Here is a 22,562-nt window from a genome sequence, read left to right as displayed (position 1 = left end):
CCCCCAGAGCATATTGCTGCCTGCGCCGCAATCCCGTGGTTGGATCAATCCTGCGGCACGCAATCGTTATAGATTGGTGTCACCGCGTCGCTGGCGCCATCCCGCCAACCCAAGCGCGCGCGGCCCTGATGCTCCCACCATTGATAGGACGCCCCATCCGACGGCCAACCATACCGCGCACCAGAGGCGGAAGGCATGGTCTGTAGATTGATCAGCCGCCCTTCAACATAGAGCACCGCCACAGCGGAGTCTGCATCGGGAACATAGACCACCGGCACCGACGCGCCGCGCTCGCAGAGATAGGTGATCGCGATGGTCTCAGCGCCGGCGGGCAAGGCCCAGAGCGACGCGCAAAGGGCCACTCTGATTACCCTGCTCATTTGTCCGACTTTTCCTCAACCTCGGCGGCGAGCGCTTCGGCCCGTGCGGCGATCTCGGCCAGCGTGTCTTTGACGCTCTGCGGCACAACGGGCACTTCAATACGTTCAGGCTCGATTTTGGTATTACGCAGGCTCGTCAGCTCCGCTTCACGCTCGGCCAATTCGGCGCGCACTTCGGCAATGCGGTCTTCGACGCTGGCTGTTTTGTCGGCCAACAAGAGGCCCGCCATAAGCAGCATTCGCGCCTCGGGCATGCGGCCCACTTGATCGCTCAGCACATTGGCTTCGTCGTCCAACATCTTGGCCGCGGCGTGCAAATAGCTTTCTTCACCTTCCTGACAGGCGACCTCAAACTGGCGGCCGCCGATGGTGATCCGTATCTCGGGCATCAGTCGGCCCCTCCTGACTTGGGTTCTTCTTCGGCGCTCTCATCCTCGGTGCTATCTTCAGCACTACTTTTAATAGCCGCCTCGGGGGTATCTTCAGCAGCAGGTGCCTCGGAATCACCCTCTTCGACCAGAGGCGCCAGCGCAGTCAACACGGCGTCAATCTCGGCCATCTCAATCGCGCGGGTTGCACGCAGGCTTTCCAACTCGGCAATCACGGCGGTGTCGATCAACTTGGGGTCGGCCAGCCCTTCGGCATTGGCCAGACGCAACTGCTCACAGGCCGCTGACAACTGCTCATTCGCCTGACGCAGACGCTGCACGTCCATATCAAGCTGGGTCATCCGGTCATCGTTGAAGTCCATTTGTTCGCGCAAAGCAGCAAGATCGTTTTGATGGCTTTCTTTCAGGCTCTTCACCCGCTCGGTCAGCTGGGCATTGGCTTGCCGCTCATCTTCCAGCGCCTGCACGATATCCTCATCCGGCTCGGCCGGAGCGGCGTTCAGCTGATCCAGCCCTTTCGCCATCCGGTCCATCGCGGCCGTGATGCGGCGTTGATATTCTTCAAGTTCACTCATCCGCATGAAGTCTCCTTGTTCGTCCTGCTCTAGGGGCCGCATTATTTGCCTGCCGTGCCCATTGTTGGCTGCCGTTCCGGGCAGATAGCGCGCGCCTTGCACAATGTCACGCGCGCGAATCGCGGTAATAAGCCGGTTTCCGCAATCCTAGCCAAAGCGCAGGCGAATTGCGCCCCCCTTTCGTTTCAGCAGCTTGGGCAGCGGAGTTCATCTCAGAGCTTGCTCTGCGCGGGCAATGCAACCCGGTTGTGCTTGAACTTTGCCCGATCACTGGTATGCACAGGCCCAATCTGCCACAGCCGCAAAGGAACGCCCCGTGGATCTGACAGCCCTCGCACGCGCAAACCCCGATCACTGGTCCAAGGCCACCGCCATTCGCGCGCTGACCCTCGATGCCGTCGCCGCCGCCAATTCCGGCCACTCCGGCATGCCGATGGGCATGGCCGATGTGGCCACCGTGCTTTTTGAAAAGCACCTGAAATTTGATGCATCCAACCCGCTCTGGCCTGATCGTGACCGGTTTATCCTGTCTGCGGGCCACGGCTCCATGCTGATCTACTCGCTGCTGCACCTGACGGGCTATGAGCAGTTCCCCATCGAAGAGCTGAAGAACTTCCGCCAGATGGGCGCGCGCACAGCCGGGCACCCGGAGAACTTCCTCGCCGACGCGATTGAGACCACCACCGGCCCGCTCGGCCAAGGCATCGCCAATTCGGTCGGTTTCGCCATGGCCGAAGAGATGCTGCGCGCGCAGTACGGGGCAAAGGTCGTGGATCACCACACCTATGTCATCGCGGGCGACGGCTGCCTGATGGAAGGCGTGAGCCAAGAGGCGATTACCCTCGCCGGCCGCCACAAACTGAGCAAGCTCATCGTGATGTGGGACAACAACAATATCACCATCGACGGCCCGGTGACCCTGTCGGACAACACCGATCAGGTCGCGCGTTTCAAAGCCGCGCAATGGCATGTCATCGAAATCGACGGCCACAACCCCGATGAGATCGACGCGGCCCTGACCGAGGCGAAGGCCTCTGATCTGCCTACGATGATCGCCTGCAAAACTCATATCGCTCTGGGCCACGCGGCACAGGACACCTCGAAAGGCCACGGCGCTTTGACGGATGCCGATCAAATGGCAGATGCGAAGAAAGCCTATGGCTGGACGACTGGCCCCTTCGAAGTGCCCTCGGATGTGAAATCCGCATGGGAAGAGATTGGCAAACGCGGGGCCGACGAACGCCGCGATTGGGAAGAGCGTTTCGACAAGATGCCCCGCGCCAAGCGCGAGACGTTTAACCGCGCACTGGCGCTGGAAGCGCCCAAAAAGATGAGCGCGACCGTCAAAGCCTTCAAAAAGCAAATCACCGAGAGCGCGCCCAAGATGGCAACACGAGCGGCCAGCGAAAAATCCCTCGAAGTGCTGAACCCGATCCTGCCCGAAACGGTTGGCGGCTCGGCGGACCTGACCGGCTCAAACAACACCAAGACCTCTGATCTGGGTGTCTTTGACGTGGACAACCGCGGCGGGCGCTATGTCTACTGGGGCATCCGCGAGCACGGCATGGCGGCGGCGATGAACGGTATGGCGCTGCACGGCGGCATCCGTCCCTATGGCGGCACCTTCATGTGTTTCACCGACTACGCGCGTCCTTCGATGCGTCTGGCGGCGCTGATGCAAATCCCCACGGCCTTTGTCATGACCCATGACAGCATCGGCCTTGGCGAAGACGGCCCGACCCACCAGCCGGTCGAGCATCTGGCGATCAGCCGTGCGACACCCAACACCTACGTCTTCCGCCCCGCCGATGCGGTGGAAACGGCGGAGGCTTGGGAGATTGCCTTCACCTCGAAAACCACGCCGTCGGTACTATCCCTGACCCGTCAGGGCCTGCCGACCGTGCGTCTGGAGCACAAGAACAACAACCTTACCGAAAAAGGCGCCTATGTGCTGGCCGATGCCGAGGGCAAACGTCAGGTGATCCTGATCGCCACCGGTTCGGAAGTGCATGTGGCACTGGCCGCGCGTGATCTGTTGCAGGCCGAGGGCATCGGCACCCGCGTCGTCTCCATGCCCTGTATGGAGCTATTCGCCGCTCAGGATGAAGCTTACCGCAAGCGCGTGCTCCCCGGTGGTGCCGTGCGTGTCGGTATCGAAGCAGGCATGCGTCAGGGCTGGGACCAGTGGCTCTTTGGTGAGCGCGGCAAATACGGCAAGGCGGACTTCGTCGGCATGGACCGTTTCGGTGCCTCTGCCCCGGCGGAAGAACTGTTCGAGCGTTTCGGCTTCACCGCCGAGAACGTCGCTGAGAAAGCCAAGGCGCTGCTCTGATCCACGGATCACACGGCACAGCAAAAAGGGGCGACGGTTCAACCGTCGCCCCTTTTCTATTGTCCTATCACTAGAACCGCGTTTTACACCGCCGCCTTATGAAAGACCTTGCGCCAGATTGGCGTGATGATCTTCTCACCCACCGGGATTAGCAGCAGGCCAAGAGCCAGACCAAAGACGCCATCGATTGCCGCTGTTGTAGTCCACTCCACGGCCCCTTCGAATTGTGCGGGGACCGCATGGCCCACGGTGACTGCCACGTCGTGAATCCAGTCGTAAGGCGCCGCAAAGCCCATCTGCTCTAGCCCGTGAATAATGATCGACCCGCCAACCCAAAGCATTGCAGCCGTTCCGACGATCGTCAGCAGCTTTAGAAAGCCTGGCATCGCGCGCACCAAACCGCGCCCAAATGTCCGTGTCAGGGCAAAACGCCCCCTATTTGCCATCACCAGCCCCAAATCGTCCATCTTCACGATCAAAGCGACCGCACCATAGACCGCAACCGTGATCATCACCGCCACCGCCGCCAGCGTGGCCGCTTCCATCCAGAAATTGCTTTCCGGGATCGCCGACAACGCAATGGTCATAATCTCCGCCGAAAGAATAAAGTCAGTCTTGATCGCGCCCGAGGCCTTCTGCTCTTCCAGATGCGCAGGGTCTTCGACCACCTTCTCCTTATCGGGATAATCCTCGTGCCCGTGCCCCCAGCCAAGTGCATGGGCAACCTTCTCCGCCCCCTCGAAACACAGGTAAGCCCCGCCCAGCATTAACAAAGGCGGGATCGCCCATGGCGCGAAATTCGCCAACAACAGCCCCACTGGCAGCAGATACACCAATTTGTTGCGCAACGAACCTTTGGTGATCCGCCAAATCACCGGCAGCTCACGCTCAGCCTTGAACCCATGCAGATACTTCGGCGTCACCGCTGCGTCGTCAATCACCGCCCCCGCCGCCTTAGAGCCCGCCTTGGCCGCTTGCCCGATCACGTCATCCACGCTCGCCGCCGCAACTTTGGCGATGGCCGCCACGTCATCCACAAGTGCCAGTAAACCGCTCATTCCGTGCCCCTTTTTGCGTGTTGCAACCGAAGTAGCATGTGCAGCCCATCTGGCAAGCCCGAAGCCGCTGTGACCTTTACCGCTAACATGCAGGTTTAACGCTAACATATGGAAATCATTTGGTTTTGCCCCTTTCCCCGGCCTGCCTTGCCCGGATATAGAACGCGCGACCCCGACATACGGCCCCCTTCGCGCGGCCCATGACAAGGAATGCACCATGACCATCAAAGTTGGCATCAACGGATTTGGCCGCATCGGCCGCTGCACCCTCAGCCATATCGCGGCCTCGGGGCGCGATGACATCGAAGTGATCAAGGTGAACGCCACCGGCCCGCTCAGCACTGCTGCGCATCTTATCAAATACGATTCCGTCCATGGCCGTTTTCCCGGCGAAGTCTCCGTCGATGGCGGCTACATGAACCTCGGCCAAAACGACATCGAGATGATGTCGAGCTACAACCTCGAAGAGCTGGACTGGTCCGGCTGCGACGTGGTTTTGGAATGCACCGGCAAGTTCAACGACGGCAACAAAGCCAACGTTCACCTTAAGAACGGTGCCAAGCGCGTCCTGCTCTCCGCGCCCGGCAAAAACGTCGATAAGACAATCGTCTACGGCGTGAATGACGACCAGCTGACCGCTTCCGACCGGATGATTTCAAACGGGTCTTGCACCACCAACTGCCTCGCGCCGCTGGCCAAAGTCATGCATGACGCCGTGGGCATCGAAAGCGGCCTGATGACGACGATCCACAGCTACACCGGCGACCAGCCGACGCTCGACCGACGCCACGATGACCTCTACCGCGCCCGCGCCGCCGCCATGGCCCTGATCCCCACCTCCACGGGCGCGGCCAAGGCTCTGGGCGAAGTGCTGCCCGCGCTCAAAGGCAAACTGGACGGCACCGCCATGCGCGTGCCCACGCCAAACGTCAGCGCCGTTGACCTGACCTTCCAAGCAAGCCGCGACGTGACGGTGGAAGAGATCAACGCCGCCGCCCGTGCCGCGGCCGAAGGTCCAATGAAACGCGTGCTGGCCTATGACCCCGAACAGAAAGTCAGCATCGACTTCAACCATACCGAAGAAAGCTGCATCTTTGCCCCCGACCAGACCATCGTCGTGGCGGGCCGCACCGTGCGCGTGCTGGGCTGGTATGACAACGAATGGGCCTTTTCGGTCCGCATGGCCGATGTCGCCGTCGCCATGGGCAAACTGGGCTAAGGCTTGCACGGCGGGGGTGCGCCTGTAATATCAGGCCAACCCCGCCCGGAGCCGCGCCATGACCAATCCTATCGCCATCGTGCTGGCCCTCGTGATCGCCGGGGCGATGCTGGTTGATATTTATTCCTATGGAGCAGAGCATATGATCTATCTCGGCAAGAAGCTCTTTGACTTGATTGAGTGGATCGCCTTCTGGCGGTAAACAACCGGCGCCCTCAGAAACATTGTATCGGTACTTTTTTCACCCCTGTTGATCCGTTGACACCACGGCGCAGAGGCGCATCTTCGGCGTCGATCGAATGAAAGTACCCCAATGGCTGTGAACCTCGCTATCAATGGCTTTGGCCGCATTGGCCGCAACATCCTGCGTGCCCTGATGGAACGGGCGCCTGGTGATCTGAAAATCGTTGCAATCAACGATCTCGCACCGCTGGACACACTCGCACATTTATTCGAGTTCGATTCCATCCATGGTCGCTACCCCCATGAAATCGCTGTCTCGGATGGCCTGCTAGACATCGGCCCCGGCCCGATCCGCTTCACCCATGAAGCAGCCCCCGAAAATCTCTCGTGGGCCGATGTCGATCTGGTCTTGGAATGCACAGGCCACTTCCGTGACGTCACTCAGGCCGCCCGCCACCACTCCAATGGATCGGGCCGCGTTCTGCTTTCCGCCCCTGCCCGCGGCCACGCGAAAACCATCTGCTATGGGATCAACCACAACGACATCGGCCCCAAAGACCGCATCGTCTCCAACGCCTCCTGCACCACCAATAGCCTCGTGCCTATCGCCCATGTGCTGGATCAGAATTTCGGCATTCGCCGCGGCCATATGACGACGGTCCACAGCTACACCGGCAACCAACCCCTCCACGACAGCCCCCATGACGACCTCTACCGCGCCCGCGCCGCGGCACTTTCGATGATCCCCACCAGCACCGGCGCCGCGGAAACCTTGGGGCTTGTCTTACCAAAACTCGCTGGCCGGATAACCGGCACCGCCGTGCGCGTACCCACCGCCAATGTATCCTGCATTGACCTCGTGGTGGAGCTAGAGCGCGAAACAACTGAAGCCGACGTGAACGCCGCTATGCACGCAGCCGCCAAGGGCGCGCTCAAAGGTGTCCTATCGGTCACCGATCGCAAGCTGGTCTCGACCGATTTCAATCACGACCCCCACAGCGCCATCTTCGCCACAGATCAAACGACGCTACAACAAGGCAACTTGCTGCGCGTGCTGGCATGGTACGACAATGAATGGGCGTTTTCGAACCGCATGCTCGACACCGCCGGGATCATAGCCAGCCAGCCCCACTAACGAAATAGGGCGCGGCCTCTACTCCAGCGCTGCGCCCTACCATTTCATCCTTTTAAAAATACCGTGCAGAACCGAGCCTCACCCGCCCCGCTCGCCGCTCCAGACGCTACATCTGTGCAAACCGTTCAATCAGCACTTCATTCACCGCCGGTGTCACAAACTTGCTGACATCCCCATCCAACCGCGCGATCTCTTTTACCAGCTTGCTGGCGATCGCCTGATGGGTGGCTTCGGCCATCAAAAAGACCGTCTCAATAGAATCGTCTAGCTGGCGGTTCATGCCGACCATCTGGAACTCATATTCAAAATCCGACACCGCGCGCAGGCCGCGCACGATGGTCTGGGCGCCGACATCACGGGCGCAATCGATCAGCAGGTTCTCAAAAGGATGCACGACGATCTCAACACCGGTCTCTTGGGCCAATTGCACACATTCTGCCTCGATCAGTGCGACACGTTCCTCAAGGCTGAATAGCGGGCCTTTGTCACGGTTGATCGCCACACCGATCACCAACCGGTCAACCATGCGGGCAGCACGGCGGATAATGTCGATATGCCCCAGCGTGATCGGGTCGAATGTACCGGGGTATAGGGCTATGCGCATGAAATTGTCCTGAGTGTCAGCTGTGTTGCGCCGCAGCCAACCATTTCACCGCCCCAAGCGCAAGTCAGTTAGCGGTAGCGGTGGCCGCGGCAGCCCGTCACAACCACATGACGTCAGTGGCCCATGATCATACCCTCAAGGGCTTGTTTCTCCATCGATAGCTCTTGCAACTGGGCCTTCACCACATCGCCCAGAGAGATCAGGCCCACCAGTTCGCCATCCTCCAGCACTGGCATATGGCGAAAGCGCCCATCGGTCATTTTCTGCAAAATCGCGTCAGAGCGGTCATCGCGGCTGCAGGTGACCAATTTGGTCGTCATGATGCTCTCGACCGTCTGTTGCAGGCAACCCGCACCCTGACGACCCAGTTCGCGCACAATGTCGCGCTCAGAGAGAATCCCGTCTGGCGTCTTGCCATCGGCAGAGATCACCAGCGTACCGATCCGCTTTTCTGCAAGCATCGCTGCCGCCTCGGAAATCGCCAGTCCGGGTTTGGTCGTGACCACTCTATCGTCCGGTTTGGTCTTGAGAATTTGCGATACGAGCACTTGGCGCCTCCTTCGTTGCACGGCAAAGAGAAGTCCAGCGTCACCGCGAAATCCTTTTCTGTCAAGCTTTTGGCGCAGCCTGCCCTGCGGTGGCGGCCTCCAGCCGCGCAGTTTCGGCCCGCAACCCCACCGCCAGCGCCTCGGCAAAGGCGGCCAGCCGGGCATTGCGGCGATCATCGGCGTGGCGGATCAGATAGAAGGCGCGTTTCAGGCTAACCGCATCGGTCAGAATACGCCGCACACCCGGCGTCGCAGCGAGTGAGAAGTCATGCGCCACGCCAATTCCCCCACCCTGTTGGATCATCCGCACCTGCACAGAGACCGAATTAGACGCGAGCGCCACCCGGCTGACCCCCAGATCGGCAAGGTAATCCAACTCGCGGTCGAAAATCATATCGGGGATATAGCCGACCATCCGGTGCCCTTGCAGATCTGTGACAGCGGTGACTTCGGGATGTTGCGCAAGGTAGCTTTCGGCGGCAGCGAGATGCAGGTGATAATCTGTCACCTTTTGCACCACCAGCCGCCCCGCCGTGGGCGCGCTGACCCCAATTGCCATGTCCGCTTCGCGCCGGGACAGGTTGAACACGCGCGGCAGCGCGACGATCTGCACATCCAGACCGGGGTTTTCCGCAGCAATCGCCGCACAGACCTGCGGCAGCAGATAGTTCGCCGCTCCATCCGGCGCGCCCACACGGATTTGGCCCGTCAATTGATCACTCTGTACCGGCACCCCGGCAGTCGCCGCGCGCATGGCTTGTTCCGCCCGCTCGGCCCGCTGCATCAGGTCGCTCCCCGCTTCAGTCAGCGCATAGCCCTGCGGGGATTTAACGAAGAGCACCGTTTGCACCGATTTTTCAAGCCGCGCCATACGGCGGCCCAATGTCGCCGGATCCAGCCGCAACAGTTTCCCCGCCCCTGAAAGGCTCTCCTCCCGCGCCACGGCGAGGAACAGCCGCAAATCGTCCCAGTTCTGTTCCATTGGTGCCCCCTTTCGCCATCTTGCAAAAATGCAAGACGGTTTTGCCATCCTTCCTCTGTTACATTGCTTTTTGCAAGGCTATCGTGCCGCCAACCATAGAGGAGACCGATCATGCAAGAGATGACCCATTACCTGAACGGCGAACACGTCAAAGGCACCTCCGGGCGCTTTGCCGACGTGATGAACCCCGCCACCGGCGAAGTGCAGGCGAAAGTGCCGCTCGCCAATGGCGAAGAGCTGAACAAAGCCGTCGAATACGCTGCCGCCGCCCAGCCCAAATGGGCCGCGACCAACCCGCAGCGCCGCGCCCGCGTGCTGATGAAGTTCGTTTCCCTGCTGAACCGCGACATGGACAAGCTGGCCGAAGCGCTGAGCCGCGAGCACGGCAAAACCCTGCCCGACGCCGCCGGTGACGTGCAGCGTGGCCTTGAAGTGGTGGAATACTGCATCGGCGCGCCGGAACTGCTGAAAGGTGACTTCACCGACAGCGCGGGTCCGGGCATCGACATGTACTCCATGCGTCAGGCGCTTGGTGTGACCGCGGGCATCACGCCCTTCAACTTTCCCGCCATGATCCCGATGTGGATGTTCGCCCCCGCAATCGCCTGCGGCAATGCCTTCATCCTGAAGCCGTCCGAGCGTGACCCCTCCGTGCCGCTGATGCTGGCCGAACTGCTGGAAGAAGCCGGTCTGCCCAAGGGCATCATTCAGGTCGTCAACGGCGACAAGGAGGCGGTCGACGCGATCCTGCACCATGACGTGATCCAGTCGGTGGGCTTCGTGGGCTCCACCCCGATTGCCGAATACATCTATGCAACCGGCTGTGCCAACGGCAAGCGCGTGCAGTGTTTCGGTGGCGCCAAGAACCACATGATCATCATGCCCGATGCAGACATGGACCAAGCTGCCGACGCGCTGATCGGCGCGGGCTACGGTGCTGCTGGCGAACGCTGCATGGCGATTTCCGTGGCCGTGCCGGTGGGCGACGAAACCGCCGACCGCCTGATCGAAAAGCTTGTGCCGCGCATCGAAAAGCTGAAAGTCGGCCCCTACACCTCCGGCAATGACGTAGACTACGGCCCGGTTGTGACCGCTGCCGCCAAGGCCAATATCGAACGTTTGGTGCAGTCCGGTATCGACCAAGGTGCAGAACTGGTTGTCGATGGCCGCGACTTCAAACTGCAAGGCTATGAGAACGGCTATTTCGTCGGCCCGCATCTGTTTGACCGCGCGACCAAGGACATGGACATCTACCAGCAGGAAATCTTTGGCCCCGTGCTGACATGTGTGCGTGCCAAGGACTACGAAGAGGCGATCGGCCTTGCGATGGACCACGAGTACGGCAACGGCACCGCGATCTTTACCCGTGACGGCGACGCGGCACGTGACTTTGCCAACCGGATCAATGTCGGCATGGTCGGCGTCAACGTGCCGATCCCGGTGCCGCTGGCCTATCACACCTTTGGTGGCTGGAAAAAATCCGTCTTTGGCGATTTGAACCAGCACGGCCCGGATGCGTTCAAGTTCTACACCCGCACAAAAACCGTCACGGCCCGCTGGCCGTCGGGCATCAAAGAGGGTGGCGAGTTCTCCATCCCCGTGATGGAGTGATCCACCTGCCGGCTGCCTTCGGGCGGTCGGCCCCCTGCCAAAGGACAGGCCATGCAATCCAAATTCATCATCGGGATCGAAGAAGAGTATCTGCTGGTTGATAAGGATTCTCTGGCATTGGCCGATGTGCCCGAAGCGCTGATGGACGCCTGCCGCGAAGCGCTACAGGATCAAGTTAGCCCCGAATTTCTTGCCTGCCAAATCGAGATTGGCACCAAACCCTGTGAAACTGCCGCAGAAGCCCGCGACGATCTGTGCCACCTGCGCAGCACGATCGCCCGCCTGTCGGCTGCGCATAACCTTGCCCCTATCGCCGCAGCCTGCCACCCGTTCTCGGATTGGAAGACACAGGAAACCACCGATAAGCAACGATATAGTCAGCTTGAGTCTGAGTTGGAGGACGTGGCCCGGCGTATGCTGATCTGTGGGATGCATGTGCATGTGGGTATCGACAGCGATGATCTGCGTCTCGACTTGATGCCGCAACTGTCCTATTTCCTGCCGCATCTGCTGGCGCTGTCAGCGTCTTCGCCGTTCTGGAAAGGCGAGGACACCGGGCTTGCCTCCTACCGCATGGCCGTGATGGACAACATGCCGCGCACCGGGCTGCCGCCACAGTTCGACAGCTGGGCCGAATACGAACGTACAACGGGCACTTTAGTCGACCTTGGCATCATCGCTGATGCTTCCAAAGTCTGGTGGGATCTGCGCCCTTCGGTGTATTATCCCACGCTTGAGGCGCGTATCTGTGACGTGCAACCGCGCCTTGACCATGCCATCGCCCTCGCCGCGCTGACCCAAGCGCTCTGCCGGATGCTGCTGCGCCTGCGTGACGGCAATCTTAGCTGGCGCAAATATGACCGGTTCCTAATCTCTGAAAACCGTTGGCGCGCCCAACGTTATGGCACCCGCAATACACTGATCGACTTTGGCGACCGGCAAATGAAGGGATTTGACACGCTGTTCGAAGAGATCTTGGGTCTTGTGGCTGAGGATGCCGAAGCACTTGGTTGCCTTGATGAAATTTGCACCCTGCGCGATGTCGCAAAAGGGGGCACATCGGCAGATCGCCAACGCAAGGTCTGGGACAGTGCGCCCGAGGGCAAAGGCGGCGAAGCCGTCGTTCGCCACTTGATGGAGGAATACCACGCCGACCTGTGAGCCTTGTTGCGACGCGGCCCGGCTGATAGAATTAAACAAGTGTTCAGTTACCAGAATACAAAGACACCAGGGAGAGAGCCGCGATGGATTTCGCATTGAACGAAGAACAGACCGCCATTTTCGACATGGCCCATGCCTTTGGGCAAGACAATATCGCCCCCCACGCCCATCAGTGGGAAAAAGACGGCACCATCCCCAAAGACCTCTGGCCTCAGATCGGTGAGTTGGGTTTCGGCGGCCTCTATGTCTCTGTGGAGTCCGGCGGCTCCGGTCTCAGTCGCCTTGACGCAACGCTTGTGTTTGAAGCGCTCAGCATGGCCTGCCCCTCCGTCGCGGCCTTTCTGTCAATCCACAACATGTGCGCCAAGATGCTGGACAATTTTGCCAGCGATGAAATGAAAGCGCGTGTGCTGCCCGGTGTGCTCAGCATGGATACCGTGCTCTCCTACTGCTTGACCGAACCCGGATCTGGCTCAGACGCGGCGGCCCTCAAGACGCGCTGCGAACGGACCAATGACGGGTATACGCTCAACGGCACCAAGGCATTCATTTCAGGCGGTGGCTATTCGGATGCCTATGTCACCATGGTCCGCACCTCAGACGACGGTGCCAAGGGCGTCTCGACCGTCTATGTCGAGGATGGGACTGAGGGACTGAGCTTTGGCGGGCTGGAAGACAAAATGGGCTGGCGCAGCCAACCCACGGCCTTGGTCCAGTTTGACGACTGCAAGATCGGGGCCGAGAACCTTGTCGGACAGGAAGGCAATGGTTTCAAATACGCGATGGCCGGGCTCGATGGCGGGCGGCTGAACATCTCGGCGTGCTCACTGGGGGCGGCACAGACGGCGCTTACAAAAACACTGGAATACATGGGCGACCGCAAGGCGTTTGGCCAGTCGATCGACCAATTTCAAGGGCTTCAGTTCCGTCTTGCTGACATGGAGATCGAATTGCAGGCCGCACGTACCTTCTTGCGGCAGGCGGCATGGAAGCTCGACACTGGCGCGCCGGATGCCACCAAGTTCTGCGCCATGGCCAAAAAGTTCGTGACCGAAACCGGCAGCAAGGTCGTCGACCAATGTCTGCAATTGCACGGCGGTTACGGTTATCTTGCAGACTATGGGATCGAGAAACTGGTCCGAGATTTGCGGGTGCATCAGATCCTTGAAGGCACGAATGAGATCATGCGCGTCATCGTCGCCCGTGACATGCTGAAAAACCGCTGAGGGCTGCGCCGTGAATGACATCAATATCCGCAAAACGGGCCGTGCCGGGCGCATCACCCTCACCCGGCCAAAGGCGCTTAACGCGCTAAGCTATGACATGTGCCTCGCCATCGAGGCCGCGGTGGACGATTGGCGCGAAGATCCCGGCGTAGCGGTGATCGTGCTGGATGCGGAAGGCGACAAGGCCTTCTGCGCGGGCGGTGATGTGGCGCAGCTTTATGAAACTGGGCAAAGTGGCGATTACGCTTTTGCACGGCGTTTCTGGGCCGATGAATACCGACTAAACAACAAACTGCACGGTTATCCCAAACCGGTGATCTCTTTTATGCAGGGCTTCACCATGGGCGGCGGTGTCGGGCTAGGCTGTCACGGCTCGCACCGCGTGGTGGGCGAAACCAGCAAGATTGCCATGCCTGAGTGCGGCATTGGCTTGGTGCCCGACGTGGGCGGCTCTCTCCTCTTGGCGCAGGCCCCCGGACGGGTGGGCGAATACCTTGGCACCACCGGCGCGCGTATGGGTCCGGCGGATGTGTTGCACGCGGGCTTTGCGGATTACTTCATCACTGAGACGGAATGGCCCGCCCTCATCGCGCAGCTTGAGGAGAATGGTGATCCCTTCATCCTCGACAAGGCCGCGACACCTCCGCCGGGGGGTGAATTGGCTGACCTACAAACAGAGATTGATCACGTCTTCGCGGGTGAGACATTGAACGCGGTTATCGCCGCGGTGACGACAGCCAAGAGTGACTTTGCTGCCGAAACCCTCAAGATCTTGCGCCGCGGATCGCCTCTTTCCATGGCCTGTACACTCGAGATGCTGCGCCGCCTACGCGGCCCCGGCATTGGCATGATCCCAGCCTTGCAACAGGAATACCGCTATACGTGGCGGGCGATGGAACATGGCGATTTCATCGAAGGCGTACGCGCGGCGATCATCGACAAAGACCGCAGCCCCAAGTGGCAGCACCATGGGGATGTGCCGCAGTCCGATGTCGACGCGATGCTTGCGCCGCTGGGCGATAACGATTTGAATTTGGAGGAAAATACATGAGCAATCTTACAATCGGTTTCATCGGCCTTGGCAATATGGGCGGTCCGATGGCGGCCAATCTTGCCGCGGCTGGCCATACCCTGCGCGGCAATGATGTGGCCGGCACCACAGCCGAAGGCGTGGCAGAGGCCGCAACCATCGCCGAGGCGGTCGCAGGGGCAGACGTCGTCATCACCATGCTGCCCAACGGCGCGATCCTGCGGCAGGTGGCGGAAGAGGCAATCGCGCATATGGCCCCCGGCGCGCTGTTGGTCGATTGTTCAACTGTGGACGTGGAAAGCGCCCGCTTTGTGGCGGAGGCTGCTGAGAAAGCGGGGTTGCTCTTTGTCGATGCACCCGTCTCTGGCGGGATCGGCGGCGCGCAGGGCGGTACATTGACCTTCATGGCGGGCGGCGCTGAAGCCGCCTTTGAAAAGGCCAAACCGCTCTTTGATATCATGGGTCAGAAGGCCGTGCATTGTGGTGATGCAGGCGCAGGCCAAGCGGCGAAAATCTGTAACAACATGATCCTTGGCGCCACGATGATCGCCACCTGCGAGGCCTTTGCACTGGCCGATAAACTGGGCCTTGATCGCGAACGGATGTTCGATGTGGTCAGCACCTCTTCCGGCTACTCATGGTCAATGAACGCCTATTGCCCGGCCCCCGGCGTCGGACCCCAGTCCCCCGCCGACAACGATTACAAGCCGGGCTTCGCGGCGGAACTGATGCTCAAAGACTTGGGGTTGTCGCAACAGGCCGCCGAAATGGCCAATGCCGACACGCCCATGGGCGCGCTGGCCAAGGAACTCTACACCCACTTCGTCGAAGAAGAAGGCGGCAACGGGAAAGACTTCTCCGCCATGCTGCCCCGTTTCGAAAAACGCGGCTGGCAGGGTTAAACTGATCGCGTCCCCCGCGGGAACGACCTGATCCGGGCAGGCGTTGGCATCAGAATGACCCTATCTGTGGAGATCACCTGATGCGACGCCTGCTCATTACCACGATCCTGACGACCGCCTGCGCGACCGGCCCATTGGCCGCCGCTGGCACCGGCTTTGCTCCGGCGCAGCCTGCGATCGCGTTTGATGCCAATGGCCCTGAGACGCTTTGGCTCGCCAAAGACGAGAAGGGCAAGGACAAGAAAGACAAAAAAGAGAAGAAGAAGGACAAGCGCGAGAAAAAGGCTGAGAAGAAAAAGGCCGAAAAGCACAAGGAAAAGAAGGCCAAGAAAGACGATAAGGTCGAGATCAAAGTCAACGGCGACAAGGTCAAGATCAAGGGCGATGAGATCAAGCTGCCAAAAGGTGTGGACCGTGCCGAATTTAATGAGCGCGTGACCCGCTTCACGCAAGACCGCGAGACCGTTGTAACCCGCCTTCTGAACACTCCTGCACCCGAGGGCCGTGACATGGCCGTTATCCTCGGCGCAGCCGCACTGGCTCTGGCCGCGCCTGAGCTGAACGCAGCCGCCCTGCCCGAAGACGAGTTGATTACCTATCGCAACTGCCCGCCCGGATTGGCCAAGAAAGATCCGCCTTGCGTTCCCCCGGGGCTGGCCAAACAGGGCGTGACCTATGAGCAATGGGCCAGCTATTCTGATGAAGAACTGGACAGACTACTGCGCGAGCGCCGCGAACTCTATCTTGAGGCCGACCCTCTTACAGAACGTGAACTGCTGTTGTTGGAGTCCAATCAGATCGCGCAACTCTACAATCTTGATGCCGCGCCAGATGGTCATCGCTACGCATTGATCGACGGTCAGCCTGTCCTGCTCAGCAACGAAGATCACACCGCCCTGCTGCGGATCAATGAACTGGCGCGTGTCCCTGACATTGGCTCAGGCATTAACGTCGCGCCAACTGCCGCGCTGACGCAGGCGGACCTTATCAACCTCTACCGTCTGGCCGAGCCGCAAGAAGGTTATAACTACGCAGTACTGAACGGTCAGGTGATCTCGCTACAGGACAGTGCCTATGAGACGCTGCAACTGATCCGCATCGCCCGCGCCGTGCTCTAAAAGCACGCCGCAGGGAAAGCCGACTGTGGCGGCGGTTATTCCGCCGCCACTTTTGCTTGTTTGTACAACATCGGCTTGAGGTATTTGCCGGTATGGCTTTCGGCCACTTCCGCGACCTTTTCCGGTGTGCCAGTCGCCACCACCCGTCCACCGCCATCGCCGCCCTCAGGGCCGATATCAATGATGTGATCCGCGGTTTTCACTACGTCAAGGTTATGCTCAATCACCACAACCGAGTTACCCTGATCCACCAGTTCATGAAGCACTTCCAACAGCTTGCGCACGTCTTCAAAGTGCAGACCGGTCGTCGGCTCATCAAGGATATAGAGCGTGCGGCCCGTTGAGCGTTTACTCAACTCCTTACTCAATTTCACGCGCTGCGCCTCACCGCCCGAAAGCGTGGTCGCTTGCTGTCCGACCTTAATGTAGCCTAGCCCCACCCGCATCAGTGCGTCCATCTTCTCCCGGATCGAGGGTACGGCAGCGAAGAACGTTTGCGCATCTTCCACTGTCATATCAAGGACATCGGCGATGCTCTTACCCTTAAAACGCACCTCCAAGGTCTCGCGATTATACCGCGCCCCCTTACAGGTCTCGCATTCGACATAGACATCCGGAAGGAAGTGCATCTCGATCTTGATAACTCCGTCCCCTTGGCACGCCTCACAGCGCCCGCCCTTGACGTTAAAGCTGAACCGCCCCGGCTTATACCCACGCGCCTTTGACTCCGGGAGCCCGGCAAACCAATCACGGATCGGGGTGAAAGCCCCAGTGTAAGTCGCTGGATTTGAACGCGGAGTCCGTCCAATAGGACGCTGGTCGATATCGATAACCTTATCTAGATGCTCCAACCCCTTGATGGTCTGACAGGGTGCAGGCGTCTGCCGCGCGCCGTTCAGATTCATCGACGCGGTTTTAAACAAAGTTTCGATGGTCAGCGTGGATTTACCCCCGCCCGAAACACCCGTTACACACACAAATTTGCCTAACGGGAAGTCGACTGTTACGTTTTGAAGGTTATTCCCAGTCGCCTTTACAACCTGAAGCTTCTTCTTGTTCCCTTTCCGACGCTTTGTCGGAACAGAGATTTCACGCACGCCTGTAAGGTATTGGCCTGTAACAGAATTCGGATCATTTGCCACCTGCTCTGGTGTCCCGTGGCTGACAACCTGCCCGCCATGCACACCCGCACCCGGCCCGATGTCAAAGACGTAATCCGCCTCACGGATCGCTTCTTCGTCATGCTCCACCACAATCACGGTATTGCCCTGATCACGCAGGTTTTTCAGCGTGCCAAGCAACCTGTCGTTGTCTCGCTGGTGCAGACCGATGGAGGGTTCATCAAGCACATAGAGAACGCCGGTCAAACCAGAGCCGATCTGACTGGCCAAACGGATACGCTGACTCTCCCCGCCACTTAATGTTCCACTTGAGCGTGACATCGTAAGATACTCTAAACCCACGTTATTTAAGAATCCCAGGCGTTCACGAATTTCCTTCAAAATGGCTCGGGCAATCTCATTCTTCTGTGAGGTTAGATGCTCTGGCACAGAGGTGCACCATGCGTACGCCTCGCGGATCGACATCTCCACAACCTTACCGATGTGAAGCAACTCATTCTCATCCCCCGTCGCGGGGCCGATGCGAACCGCAAGCGCCTCTGGTCGGAGACGGAAACCACCGCAGGCGCCACAGGGGCGGTTGTTTTGATAGCGCTCGAATTCCTCGCGTACCCAATTGCTGTCAGTTTCACGATACCGACGTTGCATGTTGGGGATCACCCCTTCAAACACACGCTTTACTTCATAGACACGTCCGCCTTCGTCGTACCGAAAAGCAATCTCTTCCTTGCCCGAACCGCGCAGGAATACCTGCTGGACATTCTCCGGCAGGTCTTTCCACCGCGTTTTCTGATCGAATTTATAATGCTTCGCAATGGCTTCGATGGTTTGTTTAAAGTAGGGAGACTTGCCCTTGCGCCAAGGTGCCAGCGCACCATCATAGATCATCAGGTTCTGATCAGGGACCACCAACCGTTCGTCAAAGAACAGCTCAACGCCCAAACCATCGCACGACGGGCAAGCGCCAAAAGGCGCGTTAAAAGAAAACAAACGCGGCTCAATCTCGGGGATGGTAAAACCACTGACGGGGCAAGCGAACTTCTCGGAGAAAGTGTGCCGCTCAGGGTCGCCTTCACTCGGCGCTGTCTCCAACACCGCAATGCCATCGGCAAGGTCTAAGGCCGTGCGCAACGAGTCTGCGAGACGCGTCTCCAACCCTTCACGCACGACAATTCGATCAACGACCACGTCGATGTCATGGCGAAACTTCTTATCTAATGTAGGTGGCTCATCAAGGTCGTGGAACTCTCCATTCACCTTCACCCTTTGAAAGCCTTGCTTTCTTAACTCAATGAATTCCTTACGATATTCACCCTTTCGATCGCGAATGATCGGCGCCAAGAGATAGGCGCGCGTGCCCTCTTCCATGGTCATGATCCTGTCGACCATGTCTTGGACCTGCTGCGCCTCGATAGGCTTACCAGTGGCGGGGCTATAGGGGGTTCCGACGCGCGCAAAAAGCAGACGCATATAATCGTAGATTTCGGTCACCGTGCCGACTGTCGACCGGGGGTTCTTTGATGTGGTCTTTTGCTCGATGGAAATCGCCGGGCTGAGGCCAGAGATATGGTCGACATCCGGTTTCTGCATCATATCGAGGAACTGCCGCGCATAGGCCGACAGCGATTCCACATAGCGGCGCTGCCCTTCGGCGTAGATCGTATCGAACGCGAGGCTCGACTTACCCGACCCAGAAAGCCCCGTGATTACAACCAGTTGGTCCCGTGGAATATCCACGTCGATGTTTTTCAGATTGTGCTCGCGCGCACCGCGCACTTCGATGTTCTTCAACTCAGCCATGACATGCCCCTCTTAACGATTTGTACATAGGTGCTGATGCAGTGTTTTCCAATGAAAATGTGAGAACTAAACAGGAACGCGCAAGCTGCGACGCCGCGCCGCACCAAGGAGGAGATGTGCCACAAGCCCCATACCAAACGCCCCCCCTGCCAGCAGCGGCAGTGCGGCGCCGCCAAAGGACGCCAGACCGAAGGCCATCACAGGCGTGCCCAGACTATTGCCAAGGTTCCCCATCTGCGCCACCGCGCCATTGGCCTGCGCCTGCGCGGCGGGTCCATGGTTCAACTGTGCCACAGCGGTAAAGCTCGCCCCTTGGATCAGGCCCATCGACCCCGCGAGGGCCAGACAGGCCAACGGGGAGCCGGGTGCGATCCAAAGCCACGCCATTGAAAGGGTCGACAATGTGAAACCCGTTTGTACGACGCGAACAGCAGGAAGACGCCGCAGCAATGCGACACCGATGGTCATTGAGACGGCAATGCTGGTCAGCGGCATCGCTGCCATGGTGATCGCGCGCCACCCGTCGGGAAGATAGGGCGGCAGAACGGTAAGAATGGAGACAAAGCTGAATGTATAGAACAACCAGCCCGCAGCCGGAGCAGATAAAAAAGGCGATCGGTAGATCGCCACATGGTCGCGCAGCATCTGTGACAGAGAGAACGGCGGCTGCGCGCCCTCGTCTGGCAGGCTCCGCAGGGTGGCGGAAAGCACCAGAGCGCAGCCCGCCATATAGAGTGCATGGGCGGCGAAAAGCGCTGGTACGCCCCATGCCAGCGCAAGTGGGCGACCAGCAAGGGTCAAGACCGCGAAGGCCACGCCAAAGAAGGTACCCCAGAGCGTCAGTGTAAAGCCGCGGTCCTTCACAGTGCTGAGCTGCGCAATCAGTGTCGGTGCGGCCACGACGATGGCCAGATGTGAAAGGCCTTCGACAACACGACTGGTAAGCATCCAACCGAACCCTGGCAGCAGCGTCTGAAAAGCCGAAACCGCCGCCCCCAGCCACAAGGCGCATAGGATCGCGCGTCGATAGCGAATGCGCGCCACCATCAGCCCGGCAACAACACCTAAGAGGATACCGACACCACCGACCAGCGAAACGAGGAACCCAAGAGCCGCCCCGGCCTGTGGGTAGAGATCGGGCAGCAGATCAAAGATGACGCTCATCTTGCCATATTGAGCCGCAGCGCCCAGCCCGGCGGCCCAAAGCGCGAAAACGCGCAAAAAGGATGTGTGCTCAATCATAGTGTTTCTGTTCTTTAGGTTTCTGCCCGAGTGTAAAGCGGCGTCTTGGTGGCGTTAATAGGATCACTGCCTTTCCGCCCACATGCGGCAGCAAGTCCGGTTTTGAGTCGCACTGTAACCGAGTGGTTGGGCGACAGTCGTGCTCGGCGTTGAACTGAATTAACCGGTCTATTTCAGGTTTTTCCGCAAAAAGGAGGCGCTTTGGGAAGGCGGGAGAAAAGAAACTATGGCTTGATGATAGAGGAAATCCGGTCGGGGCGGAGGGTTCGCGCCGCATAGTTGGTCGCGGTCTGTAAGTACTCACAGAGCTGGTTGACGATTTGATCGGGGGCAAGCAAGCGAAATTTGCCGATACGGCTGTGTGGGCACGTCCGCTGATCGCCCGACGGATACTGAGGTGCAGGACGGCATCTTGGGCCTGACCATCCTATGAGATAGCGCCCAGCGTGCCGGCATCGGAGCAGGTGCATTTCGCGCAGCCTGCTCCGCTGAATTTACATATGAATCACGCGGTCGAAAGCATCGAGCACGGATTCATGCATCATCTCGCTCAGTGTCGGATGCGGGAAGACAGTGTTCATCAGGTCTTCCTCCGTCGTCTCTAACTGACGGCCCACGACATAGCCTTGGATCAACTCTGTCACCTCAGCCCCAACCATATGCGCACCCAGAAGCTCGCCTGTTTTGGCGTCAAAAATGGTCTTTACCATCCCTTCAGGCTCACCCAACGCCACGGCCTTGCCGTTGCCGATAAAGGGGAATCGTCCGACTTTGATGTCATAGCCTTGCTCTTTGGCCTTGGCCTCGGTCAGGCCGACTGAGGCGACCTGCGGGTGGCAATAGGTGCAGCCCGCAATGCTTTCGGGTTTGACCGGGTGCGGCTTCTGGCCGGCGATCAGTTCAGCCACCATAACACCCTCGTGGCTTGCCTTATGCGCCAACCATGGGGCACCGGCGATGTCACCGATGGCAAAGAGCCCGTCGACGCCGGTACGGCAGTATTCGTCTGTCACCACATGGGTCCGGTCCACTTTGACGCCGAGCTCTTCAAGCCCCAGCCCTTCGGTATTGCCGACGATTCCGACCGCAGAGATCACGGTGTCGAACTCCAGCTTTTCGACTTTGCCGTCGCGTTCGATATGGGCGGTGACCTTCTCGGCGGAACGGTCGAGCTTTTTGACCGTGGCCTTTTGCATGATGGTCATGCCCTGCTTCTCAAAGGCCTTCTTGGCGAATTTAGAGATTTCTTCATCTTCTACAGGCAGAACGCGATCCATAACTTCGACCACAGTCGTATCGGCGCCGAGCGTGTTGTAGAAGCTAGCAAATTCAATGCCGATGGCGCCAGAGCCGATCACCAAAAGCTTTTTGGGGTCATGGGCAGGCTGTAGGGCGTGGCGGTAAGTCCAGACCCGCTTGCCGTCGGCCTCAAGCCCCGGCAGCTCCCGGGCACGTGCGCCGGTGGCCAGAACGATGTTCTCGGCCGTCAGATCTTCGCTGCCCTTTTCGGTTTTGACGGAAACCTTCCCCTTCGCGGGGATCGAGGCTTCGCCCATGAAGACCTCGACCTTGTTCTTCTTCAGCAGGTGTTTGACGCCGCTTTCCATCTGTTTGGCAACGCCGCGCGAACGTTTGACCACGGCAGCGAGATCATAGTCTATCTTATCCGCCGCCAGGCCAAAATCCTTGGCGCGGTGCATCAGATGGAACACTTCGGCAGAGCGCAGCAGCGCCTTGGTCGGGATGCAGCCCCAATTGAGACAGATACCGCCCAGATTTTCCCGCTCAACAACCGCGACCTTAAGGCCAAGCTGTGCGCCACGGATGGCGGCGACATAGCCGCCCGGCCCCGCACCGATCACGATCAGATCAAAGGATTTGGCAGCCATGGCACGGACCTCGCGTTAGGGTTTGCAAATATAGTTTACCGCTAAACCATATTTGCA

20 protein-coding genes are annotated in these 22,562 nt (G+C 59.3%); 10 read left to right on the top strand and 10 right to left on the bottom strand.

The window, feature by feature from the left end; translation table 11 throughout:
• Positions 1 to 44: 44 nt before the first annotated feature.
• Genes BM229_RS01885 through BM229_RS01875 form a run of 3 tightly spaced genes read right to left on the bottom strand, consistent with a single transcriptional unit; the run spans position 45 to position 1,344 of the window.
• A complete protein-coding gene (locus BM229_RS01885; RefSeq protein WP_093926005.1) occupies positions 45 to 380 on the bottom strand; it encodes an MliC family protein in 336 nt (111 codons plus the stop codon).
• Positions 377 to 769, bottom strand: a complete 393-nt coding sequence (locus BM229_RS01880; RefSeq protein WP_093926004.1) for a cell division protein ZapA — start codon at positions 767 to 769, stop codon at positions 377 to 379. The genes BM229_RS01885 and BM229_RS01880 overlap by 4 nt, the downstream gene beginning before the upstream one ends.
• Entirely contained in the window at positions 769 to 1,344 is a 576-nt protein-coding gene (locus BM229_RS01875; RefSeq protein WP_208604008.1) for a hypothetical protein, read from the bottom strand. Before BM229_RS01875 ends, BM229_RS01880 begins: the two co-directional genes overlap by 1 nt.
• A gap of 316 nt (positions 1,345 to 1,660) precedes the next feature.
• On the opposite strand from BM229_RS01875, the gene tkt reads away from it, so the two are divergent.
• Positions 1,661 to 3,676 carry a transketolase gene (tkt, locus tag BM229_RS01870; protein ID WP_093926003.1) on the top strand — a complete coding sequence of 672 codons (2,016 nt, stop codon included), beginning with the start codon at positions 1,661 to 1,663 and terminating at the stop codon, positions 3,674 to 3,676.
• Between the two features lie 83 nt (positions 3,677 to 3,759).
• Here the strand turns inward: tkt and BM229_RS01865 are convergent, their stop codons facing one another.
• A complete protein-coding gene (locus BM229_RS01865; protein ID WP_093926002.1) occupies positions 3,760 to 4,734 on the bottom strand; it encodes a DUF808 domain-containing protein in 975 nt (324 codons plus the stop codon).
• Positions 4,735 to 4,951: 217 nt separating this feature from the next.
• On the opposite strand from BM229_RS01865, the gene gap (BM229_RS01860) reads away from it, so the two are divergent.
• The 3 genes from gap (BM229_RS01860) (at position 4,952) to gap (BM229_RS01855) (ending at position 7,271) form a co-directional block, all read left to right on the top strand.
• Positions 4,952 to 5,953 carry a type I glyceraldehyde-3-phosphate dehydrogenase gene (gene gap, locus BM229_RS01860; RefSeq protein ID WP_093926001.1) on the top strand — a complete coding sequence of 334 codons (1,002 nt, stop codon included), beginning with the start codon at positions 4,952 to 4,954 and terminating at the stop codon, positions 5,951 to 5,953.
• Positions 5,954 to 6,011: 58 nt separating this feature from the next.
• Positions 6,012 to 6,155: a hypothetical protein gene (locus BM229_RS18170; RefSeq protein ID WP_167360176.1), complete on the top strand. Its 144-nt coding sequence runs from the start codon at positions 6,012 to 6,014 to the stop codon at positions 6,153 to 6,155.
• A gap of 111 nt (positions 6,156 to 6,266) precedes the next feature.
• Positions 6,267 to 7,271, top strand: coding sequence for a type I glyceraldehyde-3-phosphate dehydrogenase (gene gap / locus BM229_RS01855; RefSeq protein ID WP_093926000.1), 1,005 nt, complete (start codon positions 6,267 to 6,269; stop codon positions 7,269 to 7,271).
• A 106-nt stretch (positions 7,272 to 7,377) separates the two neighbouring features.
• Here gap (BM229_RS01855) and coaD read toward each other — a convergent pair whose 3' ends face one another.
• The 3 genes from coaD to BM229_RS01840 form a co-directional block, all read right to left on the bottom strand.
• A complete protein-coding gene (gene coaD / locus BM229_RS01850) occupies positions 7,378 to 7,875 on the bottom strand; it encodes a pantetheine-phosphate adenylyltransferase (RefSeq protein WP_093925999.1) in 498 nt (165 codons plus the stop codon).
• Positions 7,876 to 7,988: 113 nt separating this feature from the next.
• On the bottom strand, positions 7,989 to 8,423 hold the full coding sequence (locus BM229_RS01845; protein WP_093925998.1) for a CBS domain-containing protein: 435 nt from the start codon (positions 8,421 to 8,423) through the stop codon (positions 7,989 to 7,991).
• A gap of 61 nt (positions 8,424 to 8,484) precedes the next feature.
• On the bottom strand, positions 8,485 to 9,405 hold the full coding sequence (locus BM229_RS01840) for a LysR family transcriptional regulator (RefSeq protein ID WP_093925997.1): 921 nt from the start codon (positions 9,403 to 9,405) through the stop codon (positions 8,485 to 8,487).
• Positions 9,406 to 9,516: 111 nt separating this feature from the next.
• Between BM229_RS01840 and BM229_RS01835 the strand changes: the two genes are divergently transcribed.
• The 6 genes from BM229_RS01835 to BM229_RS01810 all read left to right on the top strand — a co-directional run bounded on the left by BM229_RS01835 (position 9,517) and on the right by BM229_RS01810 (position 16,453).
• Positions 9,517 to 11,016: a CoA-acylating methylmalonate-semialdehyde dehydrogenase gene (locus BM229_RS01835; protein ID WP_093925996.1), complete on the top strand. Its 1,500-nt coding sequence runs from the start codon at positions 9,517 to 9,519 to the stop codon at positions 11,014 to 11,016.
• Positions 11,017 to 11,067: 51 nt separating this feature from the next.
• The gene (locus BM229_RS01830) at positions 11,068 to 12,177 is read left to right on the top strand and encodes a carboxylate-amine ligase (protein ID WP_093925995.1); all 1,110 of its coding nucleotides are present in this window, start codon (positions 11,068 to 11,070) and stop codon (positions 12,175 to 12,177) included.
• A gap of 83 nt (positions 12,178 to 12,260) precedes the next feature.
• Positions 12,261 to 13,403 carry an acyl-CoA dehydrogenase family protein gene (locus tag BM229_RS01825; protein ID WP_093925994.1) on the top strand — a complete coding sequence of 381 codons (1,143 nt, stop codon included), beginning with the start codon at positions 12,261 to 12,263 and terminating at the stop codon, positions 13,401 to 13,403.
• Between the two features lie 10 nt (positions 13,404 to 13,413).
• Positions 13,414 to 14,454: an enoyl-CoA hydratase/isomerase family protein gene (locus BM229_RS01820; protein WP_093925993.1), complete on the top strand. Its 1,041-nt coding sequence runs from the start codon at positions 13,414 to 13,416 to the stop codon at positions 14,452 to 14,454.
• Entirely contained in the window at positions 14,451 to 15,335 is an 885-nt protein-coding gene (mmsB, locus tag BM229_RS01815) for a 3-hydroxyisobutyrate dehydrogenase (RefSeq protein WP_093925992.1), read from the top strand. The genes BM229_RS01820 and mmsB overlap by 4 nt, the downstream gene beginning before the upstream one ends.
• Before the next feature lie 80 nt (positions 15,336 to 15,415).
• The gene (locus BM229_RS01810) at positions 15,416 to 16,453 is read left to right on the top strand and encodes a transketolase (RefSeq protein ID WP_244152090.1); all 1,038 of its coding nucleotides are present in this window, start codon (positions 15,416 to 15,418) and stop codon (positions 16,451 to 16,453) included.
• A 35-nt stretch (positions 16,454 to 16,488) separates the two neighbouring features.
• Here the strand turns inward: BM229_RS01810 and uvrA are convergent, their stop codons facing one another.
• The 3 genes from uvrA to lpdA all read right to left on the bottom strand — a co-directional run bounded on the left by uvrA (position 16,489) and on the right by lpdA (position 22,505).
• Positions 16,489 to 19,374 carry an excinuclease ABC subunit UvrA gene (gene uvrA / locus BM229_RS01805; protein ID WP_093925991.1) on the bottom strand — a complete coding sequence of 962 codons (2,886 nt, stop codon included), beginning with the start codon at positions 19,372 to 19,374 and terminating at the stop codon, positions 16,489 to 16,491.
• A 66-nt stretch (positions 19,375 to 19,440) separates the two neighbouring features.
• Positions 19,441 to 20,616 carry an MFS transporter gene (locus tag BM229_RS01800; RefSeq protein ID WP_093925990.1) on the bottom strand — a complete coding sequence of 392 codons (1,176 nt, stop codon included), beginning with the start codon at positions 20,614 to 20,616 and terminating at the stop codon, positions 19,441 to 19,443.
• 494 nt (positions 20,617 to 21,110) lie between these two features.
• Complete coding sequence (gene lpdA / locus BM229_RS01795) at positions 21,111 to 22,505, bottom strand: dihydrolipoyl dehydrogenase (protein WP_093925989.1); 1,395 nt, start codon at positions 22,503 to 22,505, stop codon at positions 21,111 to 21,113.
• Positions 22,506 to 22,562 lie beyond the last annotated feature (57 nt).

Source organism: Sulfitobacter dubius (genome assembly GCF_900113435.1).
GTDB lineage: Bacteria > Pseudomonadota > Alphaproteobacteria > Rhodobacterales > Rhodobacteraceae > Sulfitobacter > Sulfitobacter dubius.
The sequence above is the reverse complement of the archived record's forward strand: the minus strand, read 5'-3'. Positions and strand labels throughout refer to the sequence as shown.